The organism is Modestobacter lacusdianchii, assembly GCF_054177765.1.
Map to the genome: position 1 here is coordinate 124,508 of NZ_JBJJTJ010000007.1, position 17,439 is coordinate 141,946.

The 17,439-nt window shown below is 74.2% G+C and carries 14 protein-coding genes and 1 pseudogene; 6 read left to right on the top strand and 9 right to left on the bottom strand.

Going from position 1 to position 17,439, the window contains the following annotated elements:
* Window positions 1–202 precede the first annotated feature (202 nt).
* From ACJTNH_RS07255 to ACJTNH_RS07275, 5 genes are all read left to right on the top strand, one after another.
* Window positions 203–3,031 (top strand): aconitate hydratase, encoded by a 2,829-nt coding sequence (locus tag ACJTNH_RS07255; protein WP_458174079.1) that lies wholly within the window; start codon window positions 203–205, stop codon window positions 3,029–3,031.
* Window positions 3,031–3,792: an SDR family oxidoreductase gene (locus ACJTNH_RS07260; protein WP_458174081.1), complete on the top strand. Its 762-nt coding sequence runs from the start codon at window positions 3,031–3,033 to the stop codon at window positions 3,790–3,792. The genes ACJTNH_RS07255 and ACJTNH_RS07260 overlap by 1 nt, the downstream gene beginning before the upstream one ends.
* Window positions 3,793–3,844: 52 nt before the next feature.
* Window positions 3,845–4,570 carry a sirohydrochlorin chelatase gene (locus ACJTNH_RS07265; RefSeq protein WP_458174083.1) on the top strand — a complete coding sequence of 242 codons (726 nt, stop codon included), beginning with the start codon at window positions 3,845–3,847 and terminating at the stop codon, window positions 4,568–4,570.
* A gap of 11 nt (window positions 4,571–4,581) precedes the next feature.
* Complete coding sequence (locus ACJTNH_RS07270) at window positions 4,582–4,746, top strand: hypothetical protein (RefSeq protein ID WP_458174085.1); 165 nt, start codon at window positions 4,582–4,584, stop codon at window positions 4,744–4,746.
* A 407-nt stretch (window positions 4,747–5,153) separates the two neighbouring features.
* Window positions 5,154–5,660: an FBP domain-containing protein gene (locus ACJTNH_RS07275; protein ID WP_458174087.1), complete on the top strand. Its 507-nt coding sequence runs from the start codon at window positions 5,154–5,156 to the stop codon at window positions 5,658–5,660.
* An 86-nt stretch (window positions 5,661–5,746) separates the two neighbouring features.
* On the opposite strand, the gene ACJTNH_RS07280 is transcribed toward ACJTNH_RS07275, so the two are convergent.
* From ACJTNH_RS07280 to ACJTNH_RS07305, 6 genes are all read right to left on the bottom strand, one after another.
* The gene (locus ACJTNH_RS07280; RefSeq protein WP_458174089.1) at window positions 5,747–6,553 is read right to left on the bottom strand and encodes a sulfurtransferase; all 807 of its coding nucleotides are present in this window, start codon (window positions 6,551–6,553) and stop codon (window positions 5,747–5,749) included.
* Window positions 6,550–7,002, bottom strand: coding sequence for an SgcJ/EcaC family oxidoreductase (locus tag ACJTNH_RS07285; RefSeq protein WP_458174091.1), 453 nt, complete (start codon window positions 7,000–7,002; stop codon window positions 6,550–6,552). Before ACJTNH_RS07285 ends, ACJTNH_RS07280 begins: the two co-directional genes overlap by 4 nt.
* Window positions 7,003–7,086: 84 nt before the next feature.
* Entirely contained in the window at window positions 7,087–8,982 is a 1,896-nt protein-coding gene (locus tag ACJTNH_RS07290; protein WP_458174093.1) for an ABC transporter ATP-binding protein, read from the bottom strand.
* 69 nt (window positions 8,983–9,051) lie between these two features.
* Window positions 9,052–9,822: an enoyl-CoA hydratase/isomerase family protein gene (locus tag ACJTNH_RS07295; RefSeq protein ID WP_458174095.1), complete on the bottom strand. Its 771-nt coding sequence runs from the start codon at window positions 9,820–9,822 to the stop codon at window positions 9,052–9,054.
* A complete protein-coding gene (locus ACJTNH_RS07300) occupies window positions 9,819–10,049 on the bottom strand; it encodes a helix-turn-helix domain-containing protein (protein ID WP_222196066.1) in 231 nt (76 codons plus the stop codon). Before ACJTNH_RS07300 ends, ACJTNH_RS07295 begins: the two co-directional genes overlap by 4 nt.
* 171 nt (window positions 10,050–10,220) lie before the next feature.
* Window positions 10,221–11,822 (bottom strand): ABC-F family ATP-binding cassette domain-containing protein, encoded by a 1,602-nt coding sequence (locus ACJTNH_RS07305; protein ID WP_458174097.1) that lies wholly within the window; start codon window positions 11,820–11,822, stop codon window positions 10,221–10,223.
* A gap of 169 nt (window positions 11,823–11,991) precedes the next feature.
* Between ACJTNH_RS07305 and ACJTNH_RS07310 the strand changes: the two genes are divergently transcribed.
* The gene (locus tag ACJTNH_RS07310) at window positions 11,992–13,821 is read left to right on the top strand and encodes an SCO7613 C-terminal domain-containing membrane protein (protein WP_458174099.1); all 1,830 of its coding nucleotides are present in this window, start codon (window positions 11,992–11,994) and stop codon (window positions 13,819–13,821) included.
* A 39-nt stretch (window positions 13,822–13,860) separates the two neighbouring features.
* Here the strand turns inward: ACJTNH_RS07310 and ACJTNH_RS07315 are convergent.
* From ACJTNH_RS07315 to ACJTNH_RS07325, 3 genes and pseudogenes are all read right to left on the bottom strand, one after another.
* Window positions 13,861–14,610 (bottom strand): annotated as a pseudogene (locus ACJTNH_RS07315) (enoyl-CoA hydratase); the annotation flags it as partial.
* On the bottom strand, window positions 14,607–15,782 hold the full coding sequence (locus tag ACJTNH_RS07320) for a CaiB/BaiF CoA transferase family protein (protein WP_458174101.1): 1,176 nt from the start codon (window positions 15,780–15,782) through the stop codon (window positions 14,607–14,609). The pseudogene ACJTNH_RS07315 and the gene ACJTNH_RS07320, both read right to left, overlap by 4 nt.
* A 122-nt stretch (window positions 15,783–15,904) precedes the next feature.
* Window positions 15,905–17,257, bottom strand: coding sequence for a GntP family permease (locus ACJTNH_RS07325; protein WP_458174186.1), 1,353 nt, complete (start codon window positions 17,255–17,257; stop codon window positions 15,905–15,907).
* Between the last annotated feature and the right edge of the window lie 182 nt (window positions 17,258–17,439).

Consider the following 17,439-nt stretch of genomic DNA (forward strand, 5'->3'; position numbering starts at 1 on the left):
TTCCCGGGCGCGGCCGGGTCACCCGGGGCCAGGGTGGTGGGGTGGTCGCGACGTCCGGGTCCGCCGCCGCCGGTGAGACTGCTCACTGAGGGTGAGGGAAGGGGAGCCTTGCTCCGCAGGACCCGATCGGAGCTGGGATGATCGGGGGTGGCACATCGAGGCGCAGGACGCGCGCAGGACCAGCGAGGGTGAGGCGCAAGCAGTGGCAGCCAGCAAGGACAGCTTCGGAGCCCGGCAGACGCTCGACGTCGACGGCACCGAGTACGACATCTTCCGGCTCGACGCGGTGGAGGGCAGCGAGAAGCTCCCCTTCAGCCTGAAGGTCCTGCTGGAGAACCTCCTCCGCACCGAGGACGGCGCGAACATCACCGCCGACCACATCCGTGCCCTGGCCAACTGGGACCCGTCCGCGGAGCCCGACCAGGAGATCCAGTTCACCCCGGCCCGCGTGGTCATGCAGGACTTCACCGGCGTCCCGTGCATCGTCGACCTCGCCACCATGCGCGAGGCGATGGCCGAGATCGGCGGCGACCCCAACAAGATCAACCCGCTCGCGCCGGCGGAGATGGTGATCGACCACTCCGTCATCGCCGACGTCTTCGGCACGCCGGACTCCTTCGAGCGCAACGTCGACATCGAGTTCCAGCGCAACGGCGAGCGGTACCAGTTCCTCCGCTGGGGCCAGGGCGCCTTCGACGACTTCACCGTCGTCCCCCCGGGCATGGGCATCGTGCACCAGGTCAACATCGAGCACCTGGCCCGCGTGGTCTTCCCGCGGCAGGAGGGTGACCGCACGCTCGCCTACCCCGACACCTGCGTGGGCACCGACAGCCACACGACCATGGTCAACGGCCTGGGCGTGCTGGGCTGGGGCGTCGGCGGCATCGAGGCCGAGGCGGCCCTGCTCGGCCAGCCGGTCTCGATGCTCATCCCCCGCGTGGTCGGCTTCAAGCTGAGCGGCGAGCTGCCCGACGGCGCCACCGCCACCGACCTGGTGCTCACGATCACCGAGATGCTGCGCCAGCACGGCGTGGTCGGGAAGTTCGTGGAGTTCTACGGCAAGGGCGTCTCCGCCGTCCCGCTGGCCAACCGCGCCACGATCGGCAACATGAGCCCGGAGTTCGGGTCCACCGCGGCCATGTTCCCGATCGACGGCGAGACCATCGAGTACCTGCGCCTGACCGGCCGCAGCGCCGAGCAGATCGCCCTGGTCGAGGCCTACGCCAAGACGCAGGGCCTGTGGCACGAGGACGAGCGTGAGCCGGTCTTCTCCGAGTACCTGGAGCTCGACCTCGCCACCGTCGTCCCCTCGATCGCCGGCCCGAAGCGCCCGCAGGACCGGGTCGCGCTCTCCGACGCCAAGGAGTCCTTCCGCGAGGCCCTCCCGACCTACGCGGCGGACGGCGACAGCGAGCCCGACGACGCCGCCGCCGAGGGCTCCACCGTCGACGAGGCCGTCGAGGAGACCTTCCCGGCCTCCGACCCGGCCAGCCCGTTCGCCAGCGGCAACGGCGAGGCCGGCAAGCCGCACACCGCCGTCACCGGCTCGGGCTCCCGCCGCACGTCCAAGCCCACCCGCGTCGTGCTGGAGGACGGCCGGGAGACCGAGGTCGACCACGGTCACGTGGTCATCGCCGCGATCACCTCCTGCACCAACACCTCGAACCCGCAGGTGATGATCGGCGCCGGGCTGCTGGCCAAGAAGGCCGTGGAGCGGGGCCTCACCGCCAAGCCGTGGGTCAAGACGACGATGGCGCCCGGGTCCAAGGTCGTCACCGACTACTACGAGAAGGCCGGGCTCACCCCCTACCTGGAGAAGCTCGGCTTCTACCTGGTCGGGTACGGCTGCACGACCTGCATCGGCAACTCCGGCCCGCTGCCGGAGCCGGTCAGCAAGGCCGTGAACGAGGCCGACCTCGCCGTCGTCTCGGTGCTCTCGGGCAACCGGAACTTCGAGGGCCGGATCAACCCCGACGTCAAGATGAACTACCTGGCCTCCCCGCCGCTGGTCATCGCGTACGCCCTCGCCGGCTCGATGGACATCGACATCACCACCGAGCCGCTGGGGCAGGACGCCGACGGCAACGACGTCTTCCTGCGCGACATCTGGCCCTCCCCGCAGGAGGTGCAGCGGACCATCGACCAGGCGGTCTCGGCGGAGCAGTTCGGCCGCAGCTACGCCGACGTCTTCGCCGGCACCGAGCAGTGGCAGAACCTGCCCACGCCCTCGGGCGAGACCTTCGCCTGGGACGCGGAGAGCACCTACGTCCGGAAGCCCCCGTACTTCGACGGCATGCCGGCCGAGCCGGCCCCGGTGCAGGACATCTCCGGTGCCCGCACCCTGGCGGTGCTGGGTGACTCGGTGACCACCGACCACATCTCGCCGGCCGGTTCGATCAAGGCCGACAGCCCGGCCGGGAAGTACCTGCAGGAGCACGGCATCGAGCGCCGCGACTTCAACTCCTACGGGTCCCGCCGCGGCAACCACGAGGTGATGATCCGCGGCACCTTCGCCAACATCCGGCTGCGCAACCAGCTGGTGCCCGGCACCGAGGGTGGCGTCACCAAGAACCACCTGACCGGCGAGACCACGTCGATCTACGACGCCTCGCAGGCCTACCAGGGGCAGGGCATCCCGCTCGTCGTGCTGGCCGGCAAGGAGTACGGCTCCGGCTCCTCCCGCGACTGGGCGGCCAAGGGGACGGCGCTCCTGGGCGTCAAGGCGGTCATCGCCGAGAGCTACGAGCGCATCCACCGGTCGAACCTGATCGGCATGGGCGTGCTGCCGCTGCAGTTCCCCGAGGGCCAGGACCGGGAGTCGCTCGGCCTGACCGGCGACGAGGAGTTCAGCATCACCGGGATCACCGAGCTGAACGACGGCTCGATCCCGCGCACGGTGAAGGTCAAGGCCGGGGACGTCGAGTTCGACGCCCGGGTCCGGATCGACACCCCCGGTGAGGCGAACTACTACCGCAACGGCGGGATCATGCAGTACGTGCTGCGGTCCCTCCGCGGTTCCACCTCCGCCTGATGGACCTGGGCCTGGGTGGTCGCGGGCTCCTGCTCACCGGCGCGAGCCGGGGGCTGGGGCTCGCGACCGCCCAGGCCCTCGTCGCCGACGGGGCCCGGGTGCTGATCAGCTCCCGGTCCCCGGAGTCCGTGGACGCCGCCGTCGCCTCCCTCGGTGGAGCGCCGGCGGCGTCCGGTCTGGCCGCCGACCTGGCCGACGAGCGCGCCGCGACGGAGCTGGTCGGCGCGGCCGTCGACCGGCTCGGCCGGGTCGACGGTGCGCTGATCTCGGTGGGCGGGCCGGCGCCGGGCAGCGTGCTGGAGGTGTCCGAGGACGCCTGGCGGGCCGGGGTCGAGAACGTGCTGCTCGGGCCGCTGCGGCTGATCCGGGCGCTCGTGCCGCACCTGTCCGCCGACGCCGCGATCGGGCTGGTGCTCTCCACCTCGGTGCGCCAGCCGATCGGCCACCTGGCGATCTCCAACGGGCTGCGGCCCGGGCTGGCGATGACCACCAAGGCGCTGGCCGACGAGCTCGGCCCCCGCGGCATCCGGGTGTTCGGCCTGCTGCCCGGCACCATCGCCACCGACCGGATCACCGAGATCGAGGCCGCCTCCGGTGACGCCGCCGCGATGCGCGCCCGCACCGAGGCCACCATCCCGCTGCGCCGGGTCGGCCGCCCCGCGGAGTTCGGCGCGGTGGCCGCCTTCGCCCTCTCCCCCGCCGCCTCCTACGTCACCGGCACGATGCTGACGGTCGACGGCGGCATCACCCGCGCCCTCTGATGCACTCACGCCGTTGGTCACCCAGCGCCCCTTCCACCGCCGGGAGGCAGCCATGAGCGACCAACCGGTGCTAGTCGCCTGCGCGCACGGCACCCGCAACCCCACCGGACGGCGGCTGATCGCGGAGCTGGCGCTGGCGGCCCGCGCGCAGCGGCCGGGCACCCGCACCACGGCTGCGTTCGTCGACGTGCAGCCGCCGACCGTGGTCGACGTGGTCGCCGGGCTGGCGTCCTCGCAGACCCCGGCCGTCGTCGTCCCGCTGCTGCTGTCGGGCGGGTACCACGTGCACGTCGACATCGCCGGCGCGGTCGGTGCCCACCCGGGCGCCGTCGCCGCCCGGCCGCTGGGCCCGGACCCGCGGCTGGCCGCGGTGCTCACCGACCGGCTGCGGGAGGCCGGCACCGACCCGCGCGACCCGCGGACCGCGATCGTGCTCGCGGCCGCCGGGTCCAGCGACGCCCGCTCGGTGGCCGACGTCGAGAGCACCGCCCACCTGCTGCAGCGCGACTGGGCCGGGCCGGTCACCACCGGCTACGGGTCGGCCGCGAAGCCGACCGTGCCCGACGCGGTCGCTGCGGCCCGCGCGGCCGGCGCCGAGCGCGTGGTGGTCGCGGCCTACCTGCTGGCGCCGGGACACTTCCACGACAAGCTGCAGGGTGCGGGCGCGGATCGGGTCACGACACCACTGCTGCCCGACGACCGGATCGCCGCCGTCCTGCTCGACCGCTACGACGCAGCACTCATCGCCTCCGGGTCCGGAGCCGGCGAGGCCCGCTAGGGTCGGTGGGCATGCTGTCGTTCTCCGGCCTCGCCCTCTGGGTGGTGCTCGTCGCCGCGTTCTTCTTCCTGCTCTACTCCGTGGTGAACCGGGCCGTGCTCAACGCCCTGCGCACCCACCACCAGGAGACGGCAGGGTCGCGGTCGGCGAAGCCGGGGACGCCTCCTCAGGACTGACCCGACAGCGACCGGGCCTCCGCGCCACTCCTCCCAGCCCGCCGGCGGCGCGACCGGAAACCGGTTGACCCACGGGCCTACTGTGGGGAGCCGGTCGGTGGGCCGGCGATCGAAGAGCGAGGAGCGGGCTGGTGCGCAGTGGTGCCGCGGGTTGCGGGGTGGCCGTCGCGGCCTGCTCGACCGCGAGCCGGACCTGCGTCCGGCGCCGCTGACCTCACGTCCTGATCTCCCGTCCTGCCCTCCGGCGGGACGTGTGCCGGCGTGCGGCCGGTGGCGGGTGGGCGCACCGCCTCCCCCACCCCGCCGCCCGCCGTGCCGGTGACCCGATCGACCCGGGCACCGCTGCGCGCCGTCGCCTGACCCGCGCCCGGCCGGCGGCTCCTGATCGACTGGAAGCCGAGCACCCGATGAACCCCCTGACCGAGAAGCAGATCCGCGCGTCCTTCGTCAACGCCACCCGCCGCGAGGTGACCCAGGCGGTCCTCCCCGACCTGGCCGAGCAGCGGTGGGACCGCCTGGACCTCCTGGGCTGGCGTGACCGCAAGGCGCCGCTGTCCGCCTACGTGGTGGTGGAGCTGGACGGCGCGCCCGCCGGCGTCCTGCTGCGCGCCAGCCCCGCCCCGGCCAGCGGACGGCGACGCTCGGCGATGTGCAGCTGGTGCCGCGACCTCGCCTCGGTCGGGGCCACCCTCTACGTCGCCCGCCGCGGCGGCGGGTCCGGGCGCGCCGGCAACACCATCGGCACGCTCGTCTGCGAGGACTTCTCCTGCTCGCGCAACGTGCGGCGGCCGCCGACCAGCGCGGAGTCCGGCGACGGCATCGAGGCGATCGCCGACCAGGTGGTGGCCCAGCGGATCGCCGAACTGCGCGAGCGGTCCACGCAGTTCGTCCGCGACGTCGCCGCCACCGCCTGACCCCACCGGCCGTGTTCGCCACCACGGCCACCCCCGGACGCCCCCTGCGGCCATGGTGGCGAACACGGCCGCAGGGGGTGGGCGGGTCAGGGGCCGGTGGCCACCGGACGGTCGGGGTCGGCGGACCACTGGGACCAGGAGCCGGGCCACAGCGCCGCCTCGATGCCCGCTTCGGCGAGGGCGGCGACCTCGTGGGCTGCGGTGACGCCCGAGCCGCAGTAGACGCCGACGGGCTGACCGGGCTGGACGCCCAGCCGGGCGAACCGGTCGGTGAGTACAGCGGCTGTAGCGAACCGGCCGTCGCTGCCCAGGTTGTCGGTGGTCGGCGCGCTGACCGCGCCCGGCACGTGGCCGGCCCGCGGGTCGACCGGCTCCACCTCGCCACGGAAGCGCTCGCCGGCCCGGGCGTCGAGCAGCACCCCGCCGGCGGCCGGCAGGGCTGCCGCCTCGTCCGCGGTCAGCACCGGCATGCTGCCGCCGGCCAGCGTGACGTCGCCCGGCTCGGGCACGACGTCGCCGGCCTCCAGCGGGCCGGTCCAGGCGGCCAGCCCGCCGTCCAGGATCGAGACGTCGGCGAGGCCGCCCCAGCGCAGCAACCACCAGGCCCGGGCGGCGGCCAGCCCACCGGAGGCGTCGTAGACCACCACGCGCGACCCGGCCGAGACGCCCCACCGCCGCGCGGCTGACTGCAGTGCCTGTAACGACGGGAGCGGGTGTCGCCCCTCGGCCGCGGACGGCTCGCCCGACAGCCCGGTGGGCAGGTCGACGAAGACCGCCCCCCGCAGGTGGCCGGCCAGGTACTGCTCGCGGCCGTCGGTGCGCCCCAGCTGCCAGCGGACGTCGAGCAGGACCTCGTCCCCGGTCAGCCGGTCGGCCGCCGTCAGCACGCTCACCGAGCGGCCTCCAGCTCGGCGGTCAGGGCGGCGAGCGCGTCGCTCCGGCCGCCGTACCGGGCCGGGGTGCTCTGCAGCACGGCGACCCGCCATCGGCCGCCGTCCTCGACCGCGGTGAGCACGTGCACGGTGTGCAGCGCCGGGTCGACGGCGTCCGCGCCCGGCGGCACCATGCCGGCCACCGCGTGCAGCACCGCGACACCGTCGGTGAGCTTGCGCACCGAGCGCACCACACCGACGAAGCTGGGCGTCTGGTGCTCGCTGAACATCCGGCGCATGTCCGCGGCGATGCTCAGCCGGCCGCTGCGCAGCGTGCCGTCGAAGTCGATGATCTCGCCGTCGTCGGCGAACACCGAGGACACCGAGACACCGCTGCGCTGGTTCCACCCGGCGAGGAAGCGGGCGTAGAGGGCCCGGATCTGGGTGTCCTGCGGATGGCCTGCGCTCAAGGGACTGCTCCTGCGGCGTGGTGCGAGTGGGTCAGGAGTGACGGTAGTGCGCCCGCCCGGCAGCCCGCCGCCCCCGCGCCGTCGTCAGCCGACCTGGACCGCGCGTTCGTCGGGCGCCGGGGCGAACTGGGTGCGGTACAGGTCGGCGTAGTGGCCACCGGCGGCCAGCAGCTCCTCGTGGGTGCCGCGCTCGACGATCCGTCCGTCGTCGACGACCAGGATCTGGTCGGCCCCGCGGATGGTCGACAGCCGGTGCGCGATGACCAGCGACGTCCGGCCGGCCAGCGCGGCGTCCAGCGCGTGCTGCACCGCGACCTCCGACTCGCTGTCCAGGTGCGCGGTCGCCTCGTCCAGGATCACGATGCCCGGCGCCTTGAGCAGCACCCGGGCGATCGCCAGCCGCTGCTTCTCCCCACCTGACATCCGGTAGCCGCGGTCGCCGACCACGGTGTCCAGCCCGTCGGGCAGCGAGTGCACCAGTGCCGCGATCCGCGCGCCGGTGAGCGCCGCCCACACCTCGTCCTCGGTGGCGTCGGGCTTGGCGTACCGCAGGTTGGCCCCGATGGTGTCGTGGAACAGGTGCGAGTCCTGGCTGACGACGCCGATCGCGTCGCGCAGCGAGGCGCTGGTGGCCTGCCGGACGTCGACGCCGCCGACCCGCACCGCGCCGCCGGTGACGTCGTAGAGCCGGGACACCAGCGCGGCGATGGTCGACTTGCCGGCCCCCGAGGTGCCCACCAGCGCGACCAGCTGGCCGGGCTCGGCGCGGAAGGAGACCTCGTGCAGCACCTCGGCCGGTGCGCCGTGCTCGGGGACGGCGACGTCCTCCAGCGAGGCCAGCGACACGTCTGCGGCGGCCGGGTAGCCGAAGGACACCGCGTCGAACTCGATCGACCGGTCGTCGGCCGGCACCGGGACGGCGTCGGGCGCCTCGGCGATCATCGGTGCCAGGTCGAGCACCTCGAAGACCCGGTCGAAGCTGACCAGCGCGCTCATCACGTCGACCCGCACGTTGGCCAGCGCGGTCAGCGGCCCGTAGAGCCGGGTGAGCAGCAGCGCGAGGGCGACCACGTCACCGGCCGACAGCGACCCGGTGAACGCCAGCCACCCACCGAGGCCGTAGACCAGTGCGGTGGCCAGGGCCGCGACCAGGGTGAGCGCGGTGAAGAAGGCCCGGCCGTACATCGCCGACAGCACGCCGATGTCGCGCACCCGGGCGGCCCGGCCGCGGAAGGACTCCGCCTCGGCCTCGGGCCGGCCGAACAGCTTCACCAGCAGGGCGCCGGCCACGTTGAACCGCTCGGTCATCGTGGCGTTCATCGACGCGTTGAGCCCGTAGGACTCCCGGGTGATCGCCTGCAGCCGCTTGCCGACCCGCTGGGCGGGCACCACGAACAGCGGCACCATCGCCATCGAGAGCAGGGTGATCTGCCAGGACAGCGTGAGCATCACCCCGGCGGTGAGCACCAGCGCGATCACGTTGGAGACGACGCCGGACAGCGTGGAGGTGAACGCGCGCTGGGCGCCGATCACGTCGTTGTTCAGCCGGCTGACCAGCGCGCCGGTCTGGGTGCGGGTGAAGAAGGCGACCGGCATCTGCTGCACGTGGCCGAACACCCGGGCGCGCAGGTCGTAGATGACCCCCTCGCCGATCTTCGCCGAGTACCACCGCTGGGCCAGGGAGCTGGCGGCGTCCAGCACGGCCAGGCCGGCGATGAACAGCGCGATCCGCACGATGTCGCCGGCGGTGCCCTCCAGGCCGGCGATCCGGTTGACGATGTCGCCGGCCAGCAGCGGGGTGACCACGCCGATCACCGAGGAGAAGACCACCAGCGCCAGGAAGCCGGCCAGCTCGCGGCGGTAGGGCCGGGCGATGCCGAGGATCCGGCGCACCGTCCCCTTGGGGATCTCCCGGGCGGTGACCGAGGAGTCCCGGCTGAACGACCGCATCGCGGCCATCGACGTCATCGAGCCGTCCACCGGCTCACCGCCTTCCCGCAGACCGCGCCGTCACGGCGTGCAGAACCCGGCGGCGGGGGGTGTTGTTCCTCAGCGGCCGGCGAGAGCGCCGAGCCGGCGCACCTGGGCCGCGCGTTCGGCGGCGTCCTGCACGGCCGGGTCGTTGCGCACGGCCGAGCGCAGCAGCGCCAGGGTCTCCCGGCTGGCGTCGGGGTCCGGGCCGAGCAGCGCCGCGGTCAGGTCGGCGACCGTCGCGTCCAGCTGGTCGGCCGGGACGGCGAGGTTGGCCAGCCCGGTCTGCACCGCCTCTGCGGCGCCCACCGCCCGGCCGGTCAGGCAGATCTCCACGGCCCGGCTGTAGCCGACCAGCTCGACCAGCGTGCTGGTGCCGGTGAGGTCGGGCACCAGGCCCAGCGTCGTCTCGGGCAGCCGCAGCTGGGCGTCCTCGGTGAACACCCGCAGGTCGCAGGCGAGCGCCAGCTGCGCCCCGGCGCCGATCGCATGACCCTGGACGGCGGCGATCGACACGATCCCCGGCGAGCGGAGCCAGCGGAACCCGGCCTGGTAGCCGCGGATCCGCTCCTGGGCGAGCTCGGCGGGCAGCGCGCCCAGCTCGCCGAGCCCGCCGGCGACCCCGGGCTCGGCGCTGAACAGCGTGCGGTCCAGCCCGGCGGAGAACGCCCGGCCCTCGCCGCGGACGACGACCACCCGCACCTCGTCGTCCAGCGACTCACCGACCGCGCGCAGCGCCGCCCAGGTCGCCGGCGTCTGCGCGTTGAGCTGGTCGGCCCGGTCGAGGGTGACGGTGAGGACGGCGCCGTCGCGCGCCGTCCTCACCCATCCGTCGTCCTGGTCGGTCACGCAGACTTCTTGGCGTTCCGGTTCGCTCCGCCCCGCCCACGCAGCGTGGCCCCCGACTCCGACAGCAGACGGTGGACGAACCCGTAGGAGCGGTTGGTGGAGGTGGCCAGCGAGCGGATGCTCTCGCCGTTGTCGTACCGCTCCCGCAGTTCGTCTGCCAACGACGACCGGTCGTCGCCGGTGATCCGCTTGCCCTTGCTCAGGTCCGCAGTGCTCGAGTCGGCCATGACTCCCCTCCGTGTCAGGGGTCCCACCGACTGTTGCCGACGGTTGCCCGCTGATCCCCCGGCGCCGCGGTCCCGGTGACCTCGGCGTCCCACTGGCCATGATCACCCAGCTGGAGAGGGTCGGCCACCGCAGATCGGACGTGCGCAGCCGATCGGGGGCGCGGCGTGCGACTAGGCGAGCGAGACCAGGTCGGCGAAGTCGGCGCTCCAGGTGTCCTCGGTGCCGTCGGGCAGGATGATCACCTTGTCCGGGTCGAGCGCGGTGACCGCGCCCTCGTCGTGGGTGACCAGCACGATCGCGCCCTGGTAGGTGCGCAGCGCCTCGAGCACCTGCTCCCGGCTGGCCGGGTCGAGGTTGTTGGTCGGCTCGTCGAGCAGCAGCACGTTCGCCCCGGAGATGACCAGCGTGGCCATCGCCAGCCGGGTGCGCTCACCACCGGAGAGCGTGCCCGTGCGCTGGTCGACCGTCTCCCCGGAGAACAGGAACGCGCCGAGGATGCGGCGCAGCTCGGTGTCGGTGGAGTCCGGGGCCGCCGAGCGCATGTTCTCCAGCAGCGTCCGGTCCATGTCCAGCGTCTCGTGCTCCTGGGCGTAGTAGCCCACCCGCAGCCCGTGACCGGCCTTCACCTCGCCGGTGTCGGGGGTCTCGGTGCCGGCCAGCATCCGCAGCAGCGTCGTCTTGCCCGCGCCGTTGAACCCGAGGACGACGACCCGGGTGCCCTTGTCGATCGCCAGGTCGACGCCGGTGAAGATCTCCAGCGAGCCGTAGCTCTTGGACAGCCCCTCCGCGGTGAGCGGGGTGCGGCCGCACGGGGCCGGGACCGGGAAGCGCAGCTTGGCGACCTTGTCCTGCACCCGCACCTCGGCCAGGCCCGCGGCCAGCCGCTGCGCCCGCTTGTCCATGCTCTGCGCGGCCTTGGCCTTGGTGGCCTTGGCGCGCATCTTGTCCGCCTGGGCGGTCAGCGCGTCGATCTTCTTCTCGGCGTTGGCCCGCTCGGAGCGGCGGCGGCGCTCGTCGGTCTCCCGGGCGTCCAGGTACCGCTTCCAACCGAGGTTGTAGACGTCGACAGTGGCCCGGTTGGCGTCCAGGTGCCACACCTTGTTGACCACGGCCTCCAGGAGCTCGACGTCGTGGCTGATCACGATCAGCCCGGCGCGGTGGCTGGCCAGGAAGCCCTTGAGCCAGACGATCGAGTCGGCGTCCAGGTGGTTGGTCGGCTCGTCGAGCAGCAGGGTGTCGGCGTCGGAGAAGAGGATGCGGGCCAGCTCGACGCGGCGGCGCTGGCCGCCGGAGAGGGTGCGCAGCGGCTGCTGCAGCACCCGGTCGGGCAGACCGAGGTTGGTGCAGATCCGGGCCGCGTCGCTCTCCGCGGCGTACCCGCCGAGGGCGGCGAACTGGTCCTCGAGCCGCCCGTACAGCCGGACGGCGCGGTCCTGCTCGGCGTCGTCGGCCGGCTCGGCCATCGCGATCTGGGCCTTGGTCAGCTGCGCCTTGAGGACGTCGAGCCCGCGGCCGGAGAGCACCCGGTCGCTGGCGGTGATGTCGAGGTCGCCGCTGCGCGGGTCCTGCGGCAGGTAGCCGAGCTCGCCGCTCACCTCGACCTTGCCAGCGTGCGGCACGCGCTCGCCCGCGAGGGTGGTGAGGGTGGTGGTCTTGCCGGCACCGTTGCGCCCGACCAGCCCGATGCGGTCACCGGGCTGGACCCGCAGATCGGCGTCGCTGATGAGGATCCGGGCGCCGGCGCGCAGTTCGAGGCCGGTCGTCGTGATCACTGGTCCCAGGATAGGCGCTCGACGGCGATCCTCCGACCCCTTTCCCGGGTGACCTCCACGTCACCTCCCGGCAGGTCACCAGCGTCCGGGTGATCGCCGTCCACCCCGCGGGCGACCGGCGCCGCCCGTAGCGTGACGAGGAGCAACCGCAGCCGGGAGGAGGTCCACCGTGCCGACGCCGGAGGTCGACTACCCGCCGCCGCTGGGCCGCCCGGTGCGGCCACCCCCGGCGCCCGCGGAGACCGGCCCGGCCGACGTGGCGCCGCAGCAGGTGCTGCTGGGCGCCGGCGTGGTGGCCGTCGTGGCCGCCGGCGCGGCATCGCTGACCGACGCGGGCTCGCCGGCCGGCCTGCTCGTGGTCACCCTGCTGACCGTCGCCGCCACCGCCGGGTCGCTGCGGGCCGCGCGCCGCGGGCTGCGCAGCAGCGAGGAGGCGCTCGCCTCGGCCGCGGTGGTGCTGGCCGCCGTCGGCGCGTGGTCGGCCGGCGACGGCGGAGCAGCGGCGGTGCTGCTCGCCCTGCTGGCACCGGTCTTCACCCTGCTCGCCCTGATCGCGCGCACCACCCTCACCTGGCCGGTCGCCGCCTGGTCGGCGGTGCAGTGCGCGGTGCTCAGCGGGCTGACCGGCTCCGGGCTGTCGCTGTCCCCGCACGCCGCCGCCGTGCTCGCCACCGCGGTCACCGGGGTGGTGGTCACCCTCGTCGTCCGGCGGGCCGCGGCCGTGCTGGCCCTGGTGACCACGGCGGCCTGGTGGTCCACCGGCGTCGTCGAGGGCTCGGCCCTGGTGTGGACGACGGAGTCGGTGGGCGACGCGCTCCTGCCCGGGGCGCTCATGCTGGCCGCGGCCGCCGGGCTGCTCGCCCTGCGCCGCCGCCGGGACCTGCGGCCGTTGCTCGGGCCCCGGGCCGCGGTCCCGGTGCTGGCCGGTTGCGTGGCCGGCGCGGCGGTGTCCGGGGTGCTGCAAGCCGCCGGGCCGGTGGGCGTGATGGCCAGCGGCTACCTGGGGCTGGTGCTCGCCGCGGTGGTGGGCGCGGTGGCCTCCCCCGCCCCCACCGCGCTGCTCCGCCCGGCCGGGCTGGCCACCTCGGCGGTGCTCACCGGGCTGGCCGTCGTCCAGCTGGTCGGCTCGGGGCACTGGTCGGCGCTGGCGGCGCTGCTCGCGGCGGCCGCCGTCCCGGCCGTCGTCGTGGCGGCCCGGCAGCCGGCCGACCGGCCGGGCGCGCTGCCGGTCGCGGTGGCCTGCCTGGCCGCCGCCGTGTTGTTCGCCGAGGCCGACGGCAGCGTGTCGTCCGGATGGGCCGGGCCGCTGCTGCTCCTGCTCTGCGTGCTCGCCCTGGCCGGGGCCACCGTGCTGCGCCGGCACCGCACCGAGGTGCCGCTGGCCTGGACCGCGGCGGCCGTCGCCGTGGCGGGGCTGGCCCACCTGGCGCACGCCGGCGACACCGGCGGGCTGGCCGCGGGCCTGGCCGTGGTGGGCGCGGCCTCCCTGGGCCACGGCACCGTCACCGGCCGGGCGCCCTCCCGCGCCGGTGGCTGCCTGGCGCTGGCGGTGGCGGCCTGGCTGGCCGCCGGGTCCGCCGGCGCCGGGCTCCCGGAGGCCTACACGCTGCCGACCGCGATCGTGCTGTGGCTGTACTCAGGGCGGCGACTGGCCACCGGGGCGTCCTGGCCGGCCTGGGGGCCGGGCCTGGTCGTCGCCTTCGCCCCGTCGACCTGGCTCGCCGTCGCCGAGCCCGAGCTGACCCGGCTGGTGCTGCTGCTCGTCGCCGCCACGGCCGTCGCCACCGCCGGCGCCCGGTGGGAGGTGCAGGCACCGCTGGTCGTCGGGGCCGGAGCACTGGCCGCTGCCGCGGTCGGCCGGCTGACCGTGCACCTGCCGCTGCCCGGCCTGCTCGCGGTGGCCGCCGCCGGCGTCGTCCTGCTGCTGGTCGGCGCGGCGTACGAGGAGCGGCGCGAGCGGGCCCGGGCCGCCTTCGCCCGGGTCGCCGACCTGCGCTGATCCGCGGTCGTTGCAGTTGCTGTAGCGGCCGGTCCAGGCCGCCCGCTGGCGCGAGGTGAACGACGCCACCCCCGCGGCGAAGTCCGCGGAGCCGTAGACCCGGTCCAGCACGTCGGAGGCGTCGACCGCGCCGGCCGACGCGTGCAGCCGGCGCAGGGTCTCCTTCGCCGCCCACTGGGTCAGCGGGGCGTTCGCCAGCAGCCGTTCGACGAGCTCGGCCGTGGCGCCGGTGACGTCCTCGGCCACCCGGGACACGAAGCCCGCGGCGCGCGCCTCCTCGACGTCCAGCAGCCGCGCGGACATCAGCATGTCCACCGTCCGGGCGTGCCCGAAGTGCCGCACGGTGAGCGCGAAGCTCGCCGCGGACAGCGTGTTCCCCAGCGTCCGGGCGATCGGGTACCCGAACGTGGCGGTCGGCGAGGCGACCCGGATGTCGGCCGCCGCGGCGATCGCCAGGCCACCGCCGATGCAGAAGCCGTCGATCGCCGCGACCACCGGCACGGTCACGGCCAGCAGGCGGCCGATCGTCGCGTCGATCTCGGCCTCGTAGGCGACCCCGCGTGGCCCGTCGAACCCGGCGAACTGCGCGATGTCGGTGCCCGCGACGAACGCCTTGCCGCCCGCGCCGCGCAGCACCACCAGCCGGACGGCGTCGTCGGCGTCGGCCCGCTCGCAGGCCTCGACCAGCCCCTGGTACATCCCGAAGGTCATCGCGTTGCGCTGCGCCGGCCGGTCGAAGGTGACCGACAGCACCGGGCCGTCGACGTCGATGTGCAGGTCCTCGCTCACTGCGCGCCCCCGATCGCCGGCTGGGCCGGGGACGACCCCAGCGGTGGCCCGGCGTTGCCGCGCCGGGTCGGCGTCCGGGAGAACCGCATCGGCGAGCCCAGCTGGCGCACCGGGCCGACGGTCGGGTGGTCGGCGTCCCAGAGGAAGTCGCGGGCGGTGAGCGCCTCGTCGGTGAAGACCTCGTCGTAGGTCTGGATGGGGGCACAGGGCACCCCCGCCTCCTGCAGGACGGCGATCACCTCGGCGCTGGTACGCGTCGAGGTCACCGCCTCGATCGCCTCGATCAGCTCGGTGCGGTGCTGCATGCGGCCGCTGTTGTCGGCGAACCGCGGGTCCCCGACGAGCTGGTCGAGCCCGAGCGCGGCGCAGAACCGCTGCCACAGGTTGGGGGTGTTGGCCCCGATCGTGACGTAGCCGTCGGCGGTGACCACCGCCTGGTAGGGCGCCTGCGACTGGTGCGCCGCGCCCTGCCGCTCGGGCACCGTGCCGTCACCGAAGTACCGGCCGGCCTCCCAGACGGCCAGCGACACCCCGGACTCGAAGAGCGAGACGTCCAGGTGCTGGCCGCGCCCGGAGCGGTCCCGCTCGCGCAGGGCCGCGGTCACCCCGAGCGCGACGTACAGCGCGCTGACCAGGTCGCAGACCGGCACGCCCACCTTCGCCGGGCCGGAGTCCGGGAAGCCGGTGATGCTCATCAGCCCCGACCGGGCCTGGGCCATGATGTCCAGCCCGGGCTGCTGGGCCAGCGGACCGTCCTGCCCCCACCCGGACGCCGACGCGTAGACCAGCCGCGGGTGGTCGGCGGCCAGGTCCTCGTAGCCCAGGCCCAGCCGGCGCATGGCCCCGGGGCGCAGGTTCTCCACCAGGACGTCGGCCTGCCCGATCAGCTCGAGGAAGGCCGCCCGGCCCTGCTCGGACTTGAGGTCCAGCTCGACGGACTCCTTGTTGCGGTTCAGCCGCAGGAACGGCGAGCTCTCCCCCTGCACGAACGGTGCGTTCCCGCGGACGAAGTCGCCGGTGCCCGGCGTCTCGACCTTGATCACCCGCGCGCCGAGGTCGGCCAGGTGCATGGTCGCCCAGGGAGCGGCGATGAACGCGCCCACCTCCACCACGGTGACTCCTGCCAGTGGTGGTTCAACGGGCTCGGTCGGAGCCGGTGCGAGCTCGGTCATCGTCTCTCCTCCTGTGGTGCGTGTCGGTCGCCCTTCGGCCGGCGGGCAGTTCCCGGCGCACGGGCTGAGCGGATCATCTGCGACGGATCAGGTACGGCGGATCGGGTCCAGCAGACCAGAGATCAGAGGACCAGGCTCAGCAACAGCACGACGCCGAGGCCCACCACCGAGGCCACCGAGGTCGAGGTGCCCACCACCTTGACGGCACCCTTCGTCGTCTGGCCCAGCAGGTTCTTCGCCATCCAGAAGAAGTTGCTGTGCACGGTCATCAGGAACAGCGACCCGGAGGCCGCGGCCAGCGCGATGAGCACCGGGTCGATGCCGGCGCCCGCGGCCACCGGGCCGAGGATGCCGGCGGCGGTGATCGCCGCGACGCTGACCGAGCCGATCGCCACGTGCAGCACGACGGCGATCAGCCACGCCAGCAGGATCGGCGGGCCGGCGCTGCTCTCGAAGAACTCGCCGAGCACGTCACCCAGCCCGGTGGCCCGGACCAGCCCGGCCAGCGAGCCACCCAGCCCGGTGAGCAGGAGCACCTCACCGAGGTTGCTGAAGGACCGGTCCAGCGCGCGCTTGACCCCGGCCTGGCCCCGGTAGACCTGGGTGAGCACGACGGCGGCGAAGGAGCCGATCAGGAGCGCGATCGTCGGCTCGGAGAGGAAGGCGAGCAGGGCGATCTCGACACCGAACACGTCGCTGAGCGACCCGGCGGCGATCAGCACCAGCGAGACGGCGACCGGCGACACGGCCAGCGCGATCGGGGCGCGGCGCTGCGGTGCCTCCGTGCCGGCCGGCGCGGTGGCGACGGCGGTGCCGCCCTGCGCCGTCCCGCTCCCGGCGCCGACGGTGCCCCCGGTGCCGCCGCCGGTGGCCGCGTCGTCGTCGGCGACCTCGATGCCGTCGAGCCGGTCGAAGGTCTCCCGGTCCTCGTCGGTGGCCGGGTCCCAGAAGCGGGTCCGGTCGACGAGCAGGTGGACCACGGCGATCGTGACGACGATGGTGACCACACCGGCCACCGTGCCGAAGAGCAGGTAGCGCCACAGCGGGATGTCGATGACGCCGGCCAGGGCCAGCGACCCGACGCTGGGGATCATCATGGTCAGCCCGACGAGGATGCCGGTGACCAGCGCGGAGGCGATCCGCGGGATGCCCTTGGGGCCGATCGACCGGGCCATGCCGCGGGCGATCGGCGCGGTCACCACGAGCATCACGTCGGCGAAGATCGCCTGCAGCGCGGTGCCCACGGTGACGCCGAGCGCGTACGGCGACCGGCGGGGGCCGAACGCCCGCAGCAGGCCGCGGACGATCCGGTCGATCACCCCGAGCTCGGACATCGTCGTCCCCAGCGTGATGCCGAAGGCGATGAGCAGACCGATCTCGGCGAGGATCTCGCCGAAGCCGGAGCTCAGCGTGGTGACCGTGCCGTCCAGCCCGAGGCCCGAGGCGATGCCGAGGTAGAGGATGCCGCCCAGCAGGGGCGTACACCGGGTGCACCTTCAGCGCGACGATCAGGACGATGACGCCCACGATCGTGATCGCGGTGTGCAGCAGCAGGATGCCGTCGCTCATGAACAGGGACCATTCTGTCGAGCGCGTCGCCTCGTCGACGAGGGACGCGGTGTGGTCGGACCTCAGTGGTCCGACCACACCGTAGCGG